Source organism: Pantoea sp. ABR1s, from assembly GCF_057812235.1.
This window is the reverse complement of the sequence record NZ_CM173823.1, coordinates 2,570,202-2,585,803: the sequence shown is the minus strand read 5'-3', so window position 1 is coordinate 2,585,803 and position 15,602 is coordinate 2,570,202. Positions and strand designations below refer to the sequence as shown.

At 56.6% G+C, this 15,602-nt stretch carries 13 protein-coding genes; 11 read left to right on the top strand and 2 right to left on the bottom strand.

Annotated elements, in window-relative coordinates:
• Positions 1 to 2 precede the first annotated feature (2 nt).
• The 10 genes from flgC (at position 3) to flgL (ending at position 9,558) form a co-directional block, all read left to right on the top strand.
• Positions 3 to 407 (top strand): flagellar basal body rod protein FlgC, encoded by a 405-nt coding sequence (gene flgC / locus ACXKZD_RS12120; protein ID WP_013357440.1) that lies wholly within the window; start codon positions 3 to 5, stop codon positions 405 to 407.
• Positions 408 to 419: 12 nt separating this feature from the next.
• The gene (gene flgD / locus ACXKZD_RS12115) at positions 420 to 1,094 is read left to right on the top strand and encodes a flagellar hook assembly protein FlgD (protein ID WP_010669841.1); all 675 of its coding nucleotides are present in this window, start codon (positions 420 to 422) and stop codon (positions 1,092 to 1,094) included.
• 26 nt (positions 1,095 to 1,120) lie between these two features.
• Positions 1,121 to 2,377, top strand: coding sequence for a flagellar hook protein FlgE (gene flgE / locus ACXKZD_RS12110; RefSeq protein ID WP_022625876.1), 1,257 nt, complete (start codon positions 1,121 to 1,123; stop codon positions 2,375 to 2,377).
• Positions 2,378 to 2,397: 20 nt separating this feature from the next.
• Complete coding sequence (locus ACXKZD_RS12105) at positions 2,398 to 3,153, top strand: flagellar basal body rod protein FlgF (protein WP_010669843.1); 756 nt, start codon at positions 2,398 to 2,400, stop codon at positions 3,151 to 3,153.
• 17 nt (positions 3,154 to 3,170) lie between these two features.
• Complete coding sequence (gene flgG, locus ACXKZD_RS12100; protein WP_003849881.1) at positions 3,171 to 3,953, top strand: flagellar basal-body rod protein FlgG; 783 nt, start codon at positions 3,171 to 3,173, stop codon at positions 3,951 to 3,953.
• Positions 3,954 to 4,013: 60 nt separating this feature from the next.
• On the top strand, positions 4,014 to 4,724 hold the full coding sequence (locus ACXKZD_RS12095; RefSeq protein WP_029518984.1) for a flagellar basal body L-ring protein FlgH: 711 nt from the start codon (positions 4,014 to 4,016) through the stop codon (positions 4,722 to 4,724).
• 9 nt (positions 4,725 to 4,733) lie between these two features.
• The gene (locus ACXKZD_RS12090; protein ID WP_010669845.1) at positions 4,734 to 5,843 is read left to right on the top strand and encodes a flagellar basal body P-ring protein FlgI; all 1,110 of its coding nucleotides are present in this window, start codon (positions 4,734 to 4,736) and stop codon (positions 5,841 to 5,843) included.
• Entirely contained in the window at positions 5,843 to 6,805 is a 963-nt protein-coding gene (gene flgJ / locus ACXKZD_RS12085) for a flagellar assembly peptidoglycan hydrolase FlgJ (protein ID WP_010246357.1), read from the top strand. The genes ACXKZD_RS12090 and flgJ overlap by 1 nt, the downstream gene beginning before the upstream one ends.
• Before the next feature lie 123 nt (positions 6,806 to 6,928).
• Positions 6,929 to 8,578 carry a flagellar hook-associated protein FlgK gene (gene flgK, locus ACXKZD_RS12080; protein WP_010246355.1) on the top strand — a complete coding sequence of 550 codons (1,650 nt, stop codon included), beginning with the start codon at positions 6,929 to 6,931 and terminating at the stop codon, positions 8,576 to 8,578.
• A gap of 14 nt (positions 8,579 to 8,592) precedes the next feature.
• Positions 8,593 to 9,558, top strand: a complete 966-nt coding sequence (flgL, locus tag ACXKZD_RS12075; protein ID WP_022625873.1) for a flagellar hook-associated protein FlgL — start codon at positions 8,593 to 8,595, stop codon at positions 9,556 to 9,558.
• A gap of 380 nt (positions 9,559 to 9,938) precedes the next feature.
• On the opposite strand, the gene rne is transcribed toward flgL, so the two are convergent.
• Positions 9,939 to 13,397 (bottom strand): ribonuclease E, encoded by a 3,459-nt coding sequence (gene rne / locus ACXKZD_RS12070; protein WP_488981632.1) that lies wholly within the window; start codon positions 13,395 to 13,397, stop codon positions 9,939 to 9,941.
• A gap of 573 nt (positions 13,398 to 13,970) precedes the next feature.
• On the opposite strand from rne, the gene rluC reads away from it, so the two are divergent.
• Entirely contained in the window at positions 13,971 to 14,927 is a 957-nt protein-coding gene (gene rluC / locus ACXKZD_RS12065) for a 23S rRNA pseudouridine(955/2504/2580) synthase RluC (RefSeq protein WP_010246350.1), read from the top strand.
• A gap of 11 nt (positions 14,928 to 14,938) precedes the next feature.
• On the opposite strand, the gene ACXKZD_RS12060 is transcribed toward rluC, so the two are convergent.
• Positions 14,939 to 15,526 (bottom strand): Maf family protein, encoded by a 588-nt coding sequence (locus ACXKZD_RS12060; RefSeq protein ID WP_022625871.1) that lies wholly within the window; start codon positions 15,524 to 15,526, stop codon positions 14,939 to 14,941.
• Positions 15,527 to 15,602 lie beyond the last annotated feature (76 nt).

The following is a 15,602-nucleotide window of genomic DNA, read 5'->3' as shown; positions in this document are numbered from 1 at the left end:
TTATGGCCTTGCTGAATATTTTTGACATTGCCGGTTCAGCGATGACCGCGCAATCACAGCGATTAAACGTCAGTGCCAGTAACCTGGCGAACGCCGACAGCGTCACCGGCCCCGATGGCAAGCCTTACGTGGCAAAGCAGGTGGTTTTCCAGACCGATGCGGCGCCAGGCTCAGCCACCGGCGGCGTGAAAGTGGCAAGAGTCGTGGATGACCCTACACCTGCCAAGCTGGTCTATGACCCGGGCAATCCGATGGCAGATGCCAAAGGCTACGTGAAGATGCCGAACGTGGATGTGGTCTCTGAAAGCGTCAACACCATGTCGGCGTCACGCAGCTACCAGGCCAACGTCGAAGTGCTCAACACCGTGAAGTCGATGATGATGAAAACCCTGACGATCGGGCAATAACGGAGAAAAATTATGGCTATCGCGGTAGGCGTTAACGAAAGACTGGACCCCACGGTCCTTAGCTCTTCTAACACCAGTGGCACCGGCAACAATGCGCAGGATCTACAGAATCAGTTCCTGACCATGCTGGTGACGCAGTTAAAGAACCAGGATCCAACCAATCCAATGGATAACAGCCAGCTCACCACGCAGCTGGCACAGATCAATACCCTGAGCGGCATTGAAAAACTGAATACCACGCTGGGATCGATCTCCGGCCAGATCAGCACCAGCCAGTCGCTGCAGAGCTCCACGCTGATTGGGCATGGCGTAATGGTCAATGGCGGACAGGTTCTGGTAGGCAACGGCACCACAACGCCATTTGGCGTTGAGCTGGCCTCCGCTTCAACCGGCACATCGGCCACCATTAAAGATGCCAGTGGCACGGTGATCGACACCGTCGATCTGGGCGCGCTGAGCGCTGGCGTGCACACCTTCTCGTGGGACGGCAAGCTGACAGATGGCTCTGTCGCCCCGGATGGTAAATACAGCGTTGCGATTGCCGCAAGCAATGGCAACACACAACTGGTGGCACAACCGCTTAACTACGCCTACGTCAATGGGGTGAGTACTGCGAACAACACCACAAAACTGGATCTCGGCACCATGGGCTCCGCCACCCTTGACGACGTACGTCAGATTCTCTGATTAACCTGTAGACAGGAAACAAACACATGTCATTTTCCCAAGCGGTCAGCGGCCTTGGTGCTGCTTCAAGTAACCTTGATGTCATCGGTAACAACATTGCCAACTCCGCCACTGCGGGCTTTAAATCGAGCACCATCGCGTTTGCCGATATGTTTGCCGGTTCTAACGTCGGCCTCGGTACCAAAGTTGCTGCGGTAATCCAGAACTTTAACGACGGCGCCACCACCACGACCAGCCGTGGCCTGGATGTTGCGCTGAGCGGTAACGGTTTCTTCCGTATGACCGACAGCAGCGGCGGCGTCTTCTATTCACGCAATGGTCAGTTAACGCTGGATGCCAACCGTAACCTGGTCAACACCCAGGGTCTGAACGTGACCGGCTATCCGGCCAGCGGTTCACCGGCCACTATCCAGGCAGGTGCTAACCCGGTGGCGCTGCGTATTCCTACCGAGCAGATGTCAGCCCGTGCGACCACTACCGCCGGTCTGGTTGCCAACCTGAACTCAACGGACAAAACGCCATCTGTGGCCACCTTCTCGACGGCGAACGCAGACAGCTACAACAAGAAAACCACGGCAACCGTGTTCGACTCGCAGGGTAATGACCACGCGCTCGACATGTATTTCGTGAAAGACACCACCAGCAACAGCTGGACCGTGCGTACCATTGATGGCAACACCGGCAGTTCAGCGGGTGACTTCAGAATGGCGTTTGACACCAGCGGTAAGCTGACCAGCGTCTCTAAGCTGGATGCCACCGGCGCTGTCGTCAGCACGACGACCGATGGCACCGTCGGCCTGACGCTGAACGTGGGCGGAGCGAATGGCGCAGTCGCCAATCAGCCAATCAACCTGAGCATGCTGGGCAGCCTGCAGCAGAACACCGGCAGCACCACCTTTGGCAGCCCGACCCAGGATGGTTATGCACCTGGCGATCTGACCAGCTACGCGATCAATGATGACGGCACCATCACCGGCAGTTATTCAAACCAGAAAACCCAGCTGCTGGGTCAGATTGTCCTGGCGAGCTTCTCTAACCCGGAAGGTCTGCAGTCTCAGGGTGACAACGTCTGGTCTGCGTCAAGTGCATCCGGTCAGGCAGCAATCGGTCTGGCGAATACCGGCACCTTTGGTTCACTGACGGCTGGCGCACTGGAATCTTCCAACGTCGACATGAGTAAAGAGCTGGTGAACATGATCGTCGCGCAACGTAACTATCAGGCGAATGCGCAGACCATCAAAACTCAGGACCAGATTCTCAACACGCTGGTTAACTTACGTTAATTCGCTAACAGGATTGCCATATGGATCACGCGATATATACCGCGATGGGCGCGGCCAGCCAGACGCTGGATCAGCAGGCGGTTACCGCCAGCAACCTCGCCAACGCCTCTACACCGGGTTTTCGTGCGCAGCTGAATGCGCTGCGCGCCGTGCCGGTGAGTGGCTGGTCGCTGCCAACCCGTACGCTGGTCGCCGCCTCGACACCGGGCGCCGACATGAGTCAGGGCGCGATGGATTACACCGAGCGTCCGCTCGATGTGGCGGTGCAGCAGGATGGCTGGCTGGCGGTGCGTACCGCTGACGGCAGCGAAGCCTATACCCGCAACGGCAATATGCAAATCAGTCCGACCGGTACGCTGACGGTTCAGGGCAATCCTGTGATGGGCGATGGCGGTCCGATTGTGATCCCGCAGGGCACTGAAATCACCATTGCAGCCGACGGCTCGATCACCGGGCTGAATGCCGGTGATTCACCGAACGCCACGGTTCAGCTGGGCAAGCTGAAGCTGGTCAGGGCAACCGGGCAGGAGCTGCAGCGCAGTGATGACGGCATGTTCCGGCCTACTGCGTCGACGCAGGCGACCCGCGGTGCCGCGCTGCAGGCTGATGCCACCATGCAGGTGATGCCTGGCGTGCTGGAAGGCAGCAACGTCAAACCGGTAGAAACCATGGTCGATATGATCGCCAACGCCCGACGTTTTGAGATGCAGATGAAAGTCATCACCAACGTCGACGAAAATGAACAAAAAGCCAACCAGCTCCTGAGCATGGGCTAAGGCACGAGGATAACAACATGATTCGTTCTTTATGGATCGCTAAGACCGGTCTTGATGCGCAGCAGATGAACATGGACGTCATTGCCAACAACCTGGCAAACGTCAGCACCAACGGCTTTAAGCGTTCACGTGCCGTGTTCGAAGATCTGATGTACCAGACCATGCGCCAGCCGGGCACCCAGTCATCAGAACAGACAACGCTGCCATCGGGTTTGCAGATCGGTACCGGTGTACGTCCGGTGACCACTGAACGTCTGCATACGCAGGGCAACCTGTCGCAGACCAGCAACTCAAAAGATATCGCCATTAACGGCCAGGGTTATTTTCAGATTCAGATGCCGGATGGCACCTCTGCTTATACCCGTGACGGCGCGTTTCAGGTTGATCAGAACGGCCAGCTGGTGACCAACTCCGGTTTCCCGGTACAGCCAGGCATTACCATTCCGGCTAACGCCACCAGCATCACGGTGTCGCGTGACGGTGTGGTCAGCGTAACGCAGCAGGGGCAGGCCCAGGCCGCGCAGGTCGGTCAGTTAACCCTAAGCACCTTTATGAATGACGCCGGTCTCGATAGCGTGGGTGAAAACCTCTACAAGGAAACGCAGGCATCGGGCGCTCCGACAGACAGCACGCCAGGCCAGAACGGCGCGGGCCTGCTCTATCAGGGCTATACCGAAACCTCGAACGTTAACGTAGCGGAAGAGCTGGTCACCATGATCCAGACGCAGCGCGCCTACGAAATCAACAGCAAGGCGATCAGTACCTCTGATCAGATGCTGGCGAAATTAACTCAGCTTTAATCCCGAACAGGGCCAGCCCGTGCTGGCCTGAATGACAGACATTAATAAGGTCGTGACGCCGTGGCGAAGCAACAGATTCTCAAGCCTGGACATTGGTTAGTCGCCTCGTTGCTGCTAACTCTCAACGGATGTGCCCTGGTCCCGCGTACCCCGCTGGTCGAAGGTGCAACTACAGCGCAACCAATGCCGTCCGCGCCACCGGTGGTCAACGGCTCTATATTCCAGGGCGTCGCGCCGCTTAACTACGGCTATCAGCCGCTGTTTGAGGATCGCCGTCCACGCAACATTGGCGATACCCTGACCATTACGCTGCAGGAAAACGTCAGCGCCAGCAAGAGCTCCTCAGCCAATGCCAGCCGCGATGGCAGCAACAGCTTTGGTGTGAGCGCGGTGCCGACCGGTCTGGCAGGCCTGGTGGGTGCAGGTGGTGAAAAAGCCAACCTCAGCGCCGAAGGCAAAAATGATTTCGCAGGTAAAGGCGGCGCATCCGCCAATAACACCTTTACCGGCACCATTACCGTCACCGTGGATCAGGTGTTGTCAAACGGCAACCTGCACGTGGTCGGTGAAAAACAGATCGCCATTAATCAGGGCACGGAGTTCATTCGCTTCTCGGGCGTGGTCAACCCACGCACCATCAGCGCCAGTAACGCCGTGTTATCTACCGCTGTCGCCGATGCACGTATTGAGTACGTCGGAAATGGTTACATCAATGAGGCGCAGACCATGGGTTGGTTCCAGCGTTTCTTCCTGAACATCTCGCCGATGTAAGAGGTTTCAATGAAAAAGTTAACGCTGTTACGCGCCGGGCTGGCGCTGCTGCTGGGCGTCAGCCTGCTGGCAAAAGCCGATTTGATTCGTGATTTAACCACGGTACAGGGCGTTCGTGATAACCAGCTGCTGGGCTACGGCCTGGTCGTGGGCCTGGATGGCACCGGTGACCAGACTACCCAGACGCCATTTACTACCCAGACAGTGAGCAACATGCTGTCGCAGCTTGGTATTACCGTTCCCACCGGGACCAACATGCAGTTAAAGAACGTGGCGGCCGTCATGGTCACCGCTAAACTGCCCTCGTTTGCCCGTCAGGGACAGAACCTGGATGTGGTGGTCTCGTCACTGGGTAACGCCAAAAGCCTGCGAGGCGGCACGCTGTTAATGACGCCGATGAAAGGGGTCGATAACCAGGTTTATGCGCTGGCGCAGGGTAATATCCTGGTCGGTGGCGCGGGTGCGTCAGCGGGCGGCAGCAGTGTTCAGGTTAACCAGCTGAACGGTGGCCGTATCACCGGCGGTGCAACCGTTGAGCGTGAACTGCAGAGCAACTTTGGTACGCAGAACACCATTAATCTGCAGCTTAACAGCGAAGATTTCTCGATGGCGCAGCGAATTGCTGATGCCATTAACGCCCGTGGCGGCTACGGCGCAGCGCAGCCGCTGGATGCCCGTACCGTGCAGATCCGCGTATCGCCTAATAATGGTGCGCAGGTGCGTCTGCTGGCTGAGATCCAGAACATTAATGTGTCGATCCCGGTTGAAGATGCCAAAGTCATCATCAACTCCCGTACCGGTTCGGTGGTAATGAACCGTGAAGTGACGCTGAATCAGTGTGCGGTCGCGCAGGGCAACCTGTCGGTGACGGTTAACCAGCAGCAGAACGTCAGTCAGCCTGATACCCCACTGGCCGGTGGTCAGACGGTGGCGACGACGCAGACTCAGATCGATCTGCGCCAGACCGGCGGTGCGCTGCAACGCGTCAACGCCAGCGCCAACCTGAACAACGTGGTGCGTGCGCTGAATGCGCTGGGTGCGTCACCTATCGAACTGATGTCAATTCTGCAGTCGATGCAGAGTGCCGGCTGTCTGCGTGCCAAACTGGAAATTATCTGATGGCTGATATGCAATCTCTGACGAGTTCGGCTTTCGACAGCCGTTCCCTGAATGAACTGAAACGGCAGGCCAGCAACGATCCGAAAGGACAAGCGTTGCAGGTGGCGCGTCAGGTCGAAGGGATGTTTGTACAGATGATGCTGAAGAGTATGCGCGAGGCGTTGCCGCAGGACGGCATTATGGGCAACGAGCAGACCAAACTCTTTACCTCTATGTATGACCAGCAGATTGCACAGGAGATGGGGAAACGTGGCCTCGGCCTGGCGGAAACCATCGTCAAACAGATGCAGCCCGCCACCGCGCCGGATGAAAAAGCCGGTACGGTGCCGATGAAGCTGGATAACAGCTTTATTCTCAGCACCAGCGGGGCAACACCACTGCCGGCGCAGCAGCTGGAGCAGATTGTGCGTAAGGCAATGCCGCGTCTTCCGCCGGTCGCTTCACCGACGGGTCTGCCCAGTGACAGCCGCGAGTTTATCGCCCAGCTGACGCAGCCGGCGCAGGCTGCCAGCCAGCAGAGTGGCATTCCTCATCACCTGATTCTGGCGCAGGCTGCGCTGGAGTCGGGCTGGGGCCAGCGTCAGATCCTGACCCGCGACGGCAAACCGAGCTACAACGTGTTCGGGATTAAAGCCAGCGGCGACTGGAAAGGTGACACCACCGATATCATGACCACCGAATATGAGCAGGGCGAAGCGAAGAAAGTGCGTGCCAGCTTCCGCGTCTATAACTCCTATTTCGAGGCGCTGACCGACTACGTCAAACTCCTGACCAAAAACCCACGCTATGCGGCGGTGACGAACGCCTCAAGCGCAGAGCAGGGTGCGCAGGCCTTACAGGCGGCCGGTTATGCCACCGATCCAAAATATGCGCAAAAGCTGGTGGGAATGATTCAGCAATTCAAAAGTATGGGCGACAAAGTCGTCAAAGCTTACAGTCAGGATATGGGCGACCTGTTCTGATCATTGCGCCTCAAGTTTCACTTTAGCAAGCCGATAACATCCCTATAGCCAGAAGCGTTTTCGCCTGCTGGCGCCCACTTTGATGTCTGCCAGCCCGGTTGACGGGGAACGTAAGGAACCGAGATGTCCAGCATAATTAACTCCGCGATGAGCGGATTGAGTGCCGCGCAGGCCGCTCTGAGCACCACGAGTAACAACATTTCCAATTACACCGTGGCGGGCTATTCACGTCAGACCACGGTACTGGCGCAGGCGAACAGTACCCTGCAGGGCAATAGCTATTATGGTAACGGCGTGAATATCACCGGTGTACAACGTGAATATGATGCGTTTATTGCTACGCAGCTGCGCGGTTCCAGCGCGAACTACAGCGCGGTAAGCACCCAGCACAGCCAGATTTCTAACATTGACGATCTGCTGTCGACCTCGACTACCAGCCTGTCGACCTCGCTGCAGGGCTTCTTTACTAACCTGCAGAACGTGGTCAGCAACGCCAACGATCCGTCGGCGCGTCAGTCGATGCTCAGCAATGCGCAGGGGCTGGTCAGCCAGTTCCAGACATCAGCGCAATACCTGAACAATATGCAGAACAGCGTCAATGCCGATGTCGATTCCAGCATCAAGCAGGTCAATACCCTCACCAGCCAGATTGCCGATCTGAATAAACAGATTGGCAAACTGAGCACGGCAAACGGTGCCGCACCTAACGATCTGCTCGATAAGCGCGATCAGCTGGTGAATACCCTGAATAACGTGGTTGGTGTGACGGTATCGCAGCAGGATGGCGGCTACACGGTTGCGATGGCCAATGGCCTGACGCTGGTGAACGGCGACAAATCTCACGATCTGGTGGCGATGCCTTCCAGCAGCGATCCAACACGCACTACCATCGGCTATGTCGATAAGCAGGCGGGCAACGTCGAGATCCCGGAGAAGCTGATCACCACCGGTTCGCTGGGCGGTCTGCTGGCGTTCCGTACTCAGGATCTGGATCTGGCACAGAACCAGCTGGGTCAGTTAGCGGCGGCGTTTACCACCAGCTTCAACGATGTCCACAAGCAGGGCTTTGATAGCAAAGGCAATCAGGGCGTCGATTTCTTTAATATCGGCAGCCCGATCGTGGTGGGCAACAGTAAAAACAGCACCGCCGCGTCCGTCACCGCTGAGTGGACCGATACCAGTGCACTGAAAGCATCCAATTACACCGTGAGTTATGACGGCAATAACTGGACCGCAACCCGCGCCTCAGACAGTACGGCCGTTACCATCACGCCAGGTACTGATGCCAGTGGCAACACCACGCTGAGCTTTGACGGCCTGAAACTGACCGTCGCCGGCACGCCTGCACCTGCTGCCAAAGACAGTTTCCTGGTGAAGCCGGTCCAGAACGCCATCAACGATATGTCAGTCGCGATCACCAGTGAATCGCAGGTGGCCGCCGCGGGTGCTGTCGGCGGTGAGAGTGATAACCGTAATGCGCAAAAACTGCTGAATCTGCAGGATGTGAAACTGGTCGGCGGTAACGCCACGCTGTCTCAGGCCTACGCCACCATCGTCAGCAGCGTGGGTAACAAAACCAGTTCACTGGAAACCACCAGCACCACTCAGAAAAGCGTGGTCAGTCAGCTGACCCAGCGCCAGCAATCGGTCTCTGGGGTAAACCTCGATGAGGAGTACGCCAACCTGACCAAATATCAGCAATATTACATGGCCAATGCGCAGGTGCTGCAGACTGCCAGCACCGTGTTTAATGCATTGATCAATATTCGCTAAGGGCAGGAGATAACATGCGAATCAGTACAAATATGATTTTTGAGCAGCAGGTGCGTGGCATCACTGACTCACAGGCCTCCTGGCTGAAATCAGGCCAGGAGCTCTCCAGCGGCCGCCGTGTGAATAATCCTTCGGACGATCCGATTGCCGCGTCTCGTGCTGTCGTGTTGTCACAAACCCAGCAGCAGGGCAAGCAGTATGCGCTGGCGCGTACCTTTGCCGAGCAGGGTCTCTCACTGGAAGAGAATACGCTGAAAGGCGTCACCGATGGGATCATTGCTGCCCAAGGGCTGATCGTCAACGGTTCAACCGGTACGCTGAGCGACGATGACCGTGGTTCGATTGCTACCCAGCTGGAGGGTATCCGCGCCCAGTTGCTGAACCAGGCAAACAGCCAGGATGCCAATGGCCGCTATATTTTTGCCGGTTATAAAACTGACAGTGCGCCATTTGTGGATGCGGCAGGCACCGGCGTCGGCTATGCAGGCGGCACTGAGGCGATCACTCAGAAGGTCGATACCAGCCGTACCATGACCGTGGGCCATACCGGTGACAATATCTTTATGGCGATCTCTGGCAATGCCACCAAAGAGCCGGATGGCAGTGCCAGCGAAACGAATGTGTTTAAGATGCTGGATAGCGCCATTGCTGCACTGAAAGTGCCGCAGGATGATGCTGACGCCGCAACCAAACAGACCTTCCAGGCGGCGATGGATAAAACCAACCGTGGCCTGGGTAACTCGCTGAATAATGTCTTAACCGTGCGTTCTGAGATTGGTACCCAGCTTGGTGAGATCGATACGCTGAATGCCCAGGGCGATGACCGTAGTGTGATTTACAGCTCGCAGATGAGTGACCTGGTTAACGTGGATTTAACCGAAGCAGCTTCTAACTACACCATGCAGCAGACGGCACTACAGGCGTCCTATAAGACCTTTACCGACATGTCTAAGATGTCGCTGTTCCAGATGAACTCGTAGTCTGACCTGAAATTTTGAGCGTACTTTAACCGGATGCGCTTACTTTTTCCCACCCTCCCGCTAAAGGAGGGTGGGATTTTTTTGCCTGCGATTCAGCCGGTGGCGGGAACCATAGAAATTAAACCGGGTTGATTTACAGCGACAGTCAGCTCGCATGTCAGTCTTGCTTTCACGCTTTCACGCTTTCACGCTTTCACGCTTTCACGCTTTCACGCTTTCACGCTTTCACGCTTTCACGCACACACGCACACACGCACTTTCCTGATTCCTGATAAACGAGGAGGGGAGGTTAATTATCCTCTGTCCGCTGGCGGGCAGAATCGCAGGCATAAAAAAACCCCGGCTTGCAGGCCGGGGTTCAGTTCACAACAGCTTATGCGTTACGGCTTGGTCGCCGGGGCAGTGGCATGATGTGTGGCGCTATGACCACCCGCAGAACCGCGACCGTCGAACTCATAAGGTGCACGCACCCAGTCACTGTGCGGTGCCGGTTCTGACTGCCAGACTGGCGCCGGCGCTTTAGTCATCGGCGCAGAGGCAAAATGCTTCCAGCGCGTACCGTCATTCGGCACTGATGCCGTTGCAGGCTCGGATGCCGTTGCAGGCACTGATGCAACAGGTTCGGCCGCAGTCACCGGTGCTGCAGGGGCGACATCGCGTGCGGCCACCGGAGCATGGGGTTCACGAACTGGCGCTGTTTCAGCTTCAGCAGCCACCGGCGCATTCAGAACTTCTTCAACTTCTGCTGCGATCGCTTCGCTGACGTCGGTAGCCGATTGCTCAGCAACCTCTGAAGGCTGTGCTTCTTCTGCAACCGCTGCAGGCTGTGCAGTCTCAACCGCAGGTGTCACAACCGGCGCTTCGGTGACAGGCTCAGCAGGCACGGCTTCAGCTGCTACCGCTTCCGCTTTTGCTTCCTCTGCCGCCGGAACAACGGAAGGCTGCTCGTCAACCGGCGCGTCGATAGCACGGGTATCGTCAGTGTTCACGACCGGCACTGGCGTTTCTGCCTGCGGCTCGGCCTGTTGCACTGGCGCTTCCAGAGCAACAGATTCAACTGCGGCAGCAACGGGCAGCGCACTGGCGGCGTCTGCTGTCTCTTCGCGGTTGTACGCTGGCGTCTCGTGAGTCACATTCTGAACCTGCTCTTCGCTGGCCTGGCTCACCGGGTAACGGATCCAGACTTTACCGGATGCCATCTCTGGTGATGCAGCTGCAGCGGCCAGCGGCATTGCTGACTGAGTCGGATAACGCTCATCGCGGTAACGACGACGACGCTGTCCGCTGACGCGCAGATGACGAGGCGAACGACGTGAACGACGCGGCATATTGGCGTTATCACGGTTGTCGTTGTCATCCTGCTCTTCACCCTGCGGTGCCTGGAACTCAGGCTGCGGCTGAGCCACGTCTGTCTGCTGAGGCTGACGCAGTTCAGCCGGCTGGGCAAAGTCGCTGGCTTCGGCTGGCATAGGTGGACGGTTATCATCAACACGCACCTTCTGGTTCAGCTGACGCGGCTTGCGACGCGGCATAACCTGTACGCGCTCATCATCCTGCGGCTCGGTCACGTCCGGAACGTCGGCTACCACTACTGGCTGCTCTGCCACTTTGGCGGCTTCTTCACCGGCGCGTTTCTCTTCCTGACGACGACGCTGACGCTCAGCACGCTGTTCACGGCGCTGTTGCTGCTGCTCATCACGCTGCTGGCGCGCTTCTTCGCTCAGTGCCGGACGCTCTTCACGCACTTCACCAGCCTGGGACTGACGCTTGTTACGGCGATTATCGTTACCCTCGCGCGGCTCGCGATTTTCACGTGGCTCGCGACTTTCGCGCGGTTCACGACTTTCACGAGGTTCGCGGTTTTCACGAGGCTCACGGTTTTCGCGTGGTTCACGGCCTTCACGCGACTGCGCGTTATCTCCGTTACGCGGCGTACGCTCACGACGATTATTGTTACGACGGTTGTTATTGTTGCTGCGGCGCTCGCCACGGCCGTTGCCGTTTTCCTGCTCGCTTTCAGGCGCTTTCTGCGGTTCTGCAACCTCAGTGGCCACGGGTGCGGCGGCAGGGGTTTCTTCGCCTGCGAACATTTTTTTCAGGCCACCAAGCAGACGGCCAAAGAAGCCGGTGCTGACGGTAGCAGGCGCAGCCACAGCAGGTGCTGATTTTGCGGCTGGCTGGGCTTCAGCGCGTTGCGCTTCTGGCTCAACTTCTACCGGTGCCGGAGGCGCATCAGGCATTACAAACGCGGCCAGAGCAGGCTGCTCAGGACGACGACGTTCAGCATGTTCCTCTTCCGACGGCATCGCCATTTCGGCTTCATGCAGCTTCGGCAGATGATAGCTCAGGGTCTGCGTCTCTTCGCCTTTGCGCACGCGCAGCACGGAGTAGTGTGGGGTCTGCATCTTGTCATCAGGAACGATGATAGCCCGCACGCCACCCTGGCGTGTTTCAATAGCGTTAACCGCTTCACGTTTTTCATTCAGCAGGTAAGAGGCCACCTGAACCGGAACAATGGCGTGAACTTCTTTGGTGTTGTCTTTCAGCGCTTCTTCTTCAATCAGACGCAGGATCGACAGCGCCAGTGACTCGTTATCACGGATGGTGCCGGTGCCGCTACAGCGTGGGCAGACGTGATGACTGGATTCACCTAATGACGGGCTCAGACGCTGACGGGACATCTCCAGCAGGCCGAAACGTGAAATGTGGCTGATCTGAATGCGGGCGCGGTCCTGACGGACAGCTTCACGCAGACGATTCTCAACCGCGCGCTGATGGCGTACCGGCGTCATATCGATGTAATCGATAACGATCAGGCCGCCCAGGTCACGCAGACGCAACTGACGAGCAATCTCATCGGCCGCTTCAAGGTTGGTGTTGAACGCCGTCTCTTCGATATCACCGCCGCGTGTTGCACGTGCTGAGTTGATATCGATAGCGGTCAGCGCTTCGGTACTGTCGATCACAATCGAGCCACCGGAAGGCAGGCGGACTTCACGCTGGAAAGCGGATTCGATTTGCGATTCGATCTGATAGTGGCTGAACAGCGGGATTTCACCGGTGTAAAGCTTAATTTTGCTGCTGAAGTCCGGACGGCCCAGCGCAGCGATATGCTGACGCGCCAGTTCCAGTACTTTCGGGTTATCGATAAGGATTTCACCGATGTCCTGACGCAGATAGTCGCGGAAGGCACGCACAATCACGTTACTTTCCTGATGGATCAGGAACGGAGCAGGGCGGTTTTCAGCGGCTTTCTTGATCGCTTCCCAGTGTTTAAGACGGAAGCTTAAATCCCACTGCAGCGATTCGGCTGATTTACCGACGCCCGCAGTACGGACAATCAGGCCCATGCCTTCCGGCAGTTCCAGCGCCGACAGGGCTTCTTTCAGCTCGGTACGATCGTCACCTTCGATACGGCGAGAGATACCGCCTGCACGTGGGTTATTCGGCATCAGTACCAGATAGCTGCCCGCCAGAGAGATAAAGGTGGTCAGCGCGGCGCCTTTATTGCCGCGTTCTTCTTTATCGATCTGAACAATGACTTCCTGACCTTCACGCAGCACGTCTTTAATATTCGGACGACCATGCGCGTTATAGCTGGAGGGGAAGTATTCGCGGGAGATTTCTTTTAACGGGAGGAAACCGTGACGCTCTGCGCCGTAATCGACAAACGCAGCTTCAAGGCTGGGTTCAATGCGAGTGATTTTACCTTTGTAAATGTTGGCTTTTTTCTGCTCGTGTCCAGGACTTTCAATATCCAGATCGTACAGACGCTGACCGTCAACCAGGGCAACGCGCAACTCCTCCTGCTGAGTTGCGTTTATTAACATTCTTTTCATCGTGACTTACTCGTTATTCTTTCATGAGTGATTACAGCTGCGGGCATAGTTACCCTGGACGAGTATCAACCGATGGCCCCGTGACTTAGTGCAATGTCGTCAACCTCACGGCTGTCGACCGCGCGAGGGGCGCAAATAACGTCGGTGGCCTGTTTTTCATAAGGGAAAACAGCACCAGATAGTGGAAATGCCTGAGAGAATAAAGAAAACCCGTGCATCCCATACTGTTGTCCAGGCCGCAACCCGCAGCCCGCTAAGTGCCTGATTTCGCATTACGTCTTACGCCATTGCTGCGTGTCTGCTCAATCCGGCAAAATGACAATTTCGCTCTTTTTCTGCCCTGAAATGGTTCAGGTAAGAAACTCAAGCATTATTCCATTGCTAACCTTCATATAGCAAGGCGACTTTAGCCAGCTTGTGAAGTTTCTTTACATTTAAATCGCTAATGTGTCGGACAAAACAGCGCTTTGCTGAAAAAGCCAGCAGAGAGGCGACCTGCCGTCACATCAACTCCAGAGTTAAGCACAGAAAAAGGGGTGGCGCTATCAGGGGACACTATTTAGAATCGCCGCCATGAAAACAGAGAATCCCGGCGTACATTTTGTCGCCATCACGGCTGAAAATGCCGGACAACGCATTGATAACTTTTTGCGCACCCAGCTCAAGGGTGTGCCCAAAAGCATGATTTATCGCATCGTTCGCAAAGGCGAGGTGCGGGTGAATAAAAAGCGCGTCAAGCCAGAATATAAGCTGGAGGAGGGCGATGAGGTGCGCATTCCGCCGGTTCGGGTAGCGGAACGCGATGAAGATGCCGTTTCCCCCAAACTGGCGAAAGTGGCGTCACTGGCCGATGCCATCCTTTTTGAGGATGAGTCGCTGCTGGTGATGAACAAGCCTTCCGGCACAGCCGTACATGGCGGTAGCGGACTCAGCTTCGGGGTAATTGAAGGGTTACGTGCCCTGCGACCGGAAGCACGCTTTCTGGAGCTGGTGCATCGCCTGGATCGTGACACCTCCGGCATTCTGCTGGTCGCTAAAAAGCGTTCGGCGCTGCGTTCCCTCCATGAGCAACTGCGCGAAAAGGGGATGCAGAAAGACTATCTGGCCCTGGTGCGCGGCAACTGGCCGTCACACCTGAAGGTGGTTCAGGCGCCGCTGCTGAAAAACATTCTGCAGAGCGGTGAGCGCGTGGTGCGCGTCAGCAGCGAAGGCAAAGCCTCAGAAACCCGCTTTAAAGTAGAAGAGCGGTTCGAGTTTGCCACGCTGGTGAAAGCGAGCCCGGTCACCGGTCGTACCCATCAGATTCGCGTCCATACGCTGCATGCTGGGCATCCCATTGCCTTCGACGATCGCTACGGAGAACGTGAGTTTGACAGTCAGCTGGCGGCAACCGGTTTAAAACGCCTTTTCCTGCATGCTGCGGCGCTGACCTTTACGCATCCCGGCACTGGCGAAGTGATGCGGGTCGAAGCGCCACTGGATGATGGCCTGAAGCAATGCCTGCTTAAGCTGCGTCAGCTGAAAGCGTAATCTTTCCGGCATCAGTTCGTTAAAGGATTGATGCCGGCCTGCTGCAACATCTCATTGAGCGCGATCAACGGCAGCCCGACCAGCGTATTGGGATCGCGTCCCTCCAGCCGATCAAACAGACAAATCCCCAGACCTTCACTTTTAAAACTGCCCGCACACTGAAGCGGCTGCTCCTTTTCCACATAGCCGCTGATTTCAGCGTCAGTCAACGTGCGGAAATGAACCACAAAGGGCTCACAGCAGTGCAGCAGCGTGCCACTGACCGGATGAAATAGCGCCAGACCGGTATAAAAGGTAATGGCTTTTCCGCTGGCGGCACGCAGTTGCGCCCGCGCATTCTCAGCCGTGTGAGGCTTACCGGCGATAGCGCCATCCAGCACGCAAACCTGGTCGGAGCCGATTATCCAGTGGCTGGGATACGTTTTTGCCAGTGCCTGCGCTTTAGCTACGGCAAGACGGGTTACCAGCACTTCAGCGGTCTCATCGGGCTGGGGTGACTCATCAACCTCAGGCGCGGCGGTAATAAAAGGCAGGCCCAGTTTATGCAGTAATGCCTGCCGAAAGGGCGAGGTTGAAGCTAAAAGAATCGATGGCGTCATTTTTTTTCAATAGTGATAGCGAATTGGTGACAGTCATTTTAAACTGTGCGCCGCACTGGATGCGAATAGTGGTTGA

Coding starts and splice junctions, on each gene's coding strand:
- flgC (WP_013357440.1), top strand. CDS start 3: ATGGCCTTGCTGAATATTTTTGACATTGCCGGTTCAGCGATGACCGCG.
- flgD (WP_010669841.1), top strand. CDS start 420: ATGGCTATCGCGGTAGGCGTTAACGAAAGACTGGACCCCACGGTCCTT.
- flgE (WP_022625876.1), top strand. CDS start 1,121: ATGTCATTTTCCCAAGCGGTCAGCGGCCTTGGTGCTGCTTCAAGTAAC.
- ACXKZD_RS12105 (WP_010669843.1), top strand. CDS start 2,398: ATGGATCACGCGATATATACCGCGATGGGCGCGGCCAGCCAGACGCTG.
- flgG (WP_003849881.1), top strand. CDS start 3,171: ATGATTCGTTCTTTATGGATCGCTAAGACCGGTCTTGATGCGCAGCAG.
- ACXKZD_RS12090 (WP_010669845.1), top strand. CDS start 4,734: ATGAAAAAGTTAACGCTGTTACGCGCCGGGCTGGCGCTGCTGCTGGGC.
- flgJ (WP_010246357.1), top strand. CDS start 5,843: ATGGCTGATATGCAATCTCTGACGAGTTCGGCTTTCGACAGCCGTTCC.
- flgK (WP_010246355.1), top strand. CDS start 6,929: ATGTCCAGCATAATTAACTCCGCGATGAGCGGATTGAGTGCCGCGCAG.
- flgL (WP_022625873.1), top strand. CDS start 8,593: ATGCGAATCAGTACAAATATGATTTTTGAGCAGCAGGTGCGTGGCATC.
- rne (WP_488981632.1), bottom strand. CDS start 13,397: ATGAAAAGAATGTTAATAAACGCAACTCAGCAGGAGGAGTTGCGCGTT.
- rluC (WP_010246350.1), top strand. CDS start 13,971: ATGAAAACAGAGAATCCCGGCGTACATTTTGTCGCCATCACGGCTGAA.
- ACXKZD_RS12060 (WP_022625871.1), bottom strand. CDS start 15,526: ATGACGCCATCGATTCTTTTAGCTTCAACCTCGCCCTTTCGGCAGGCA.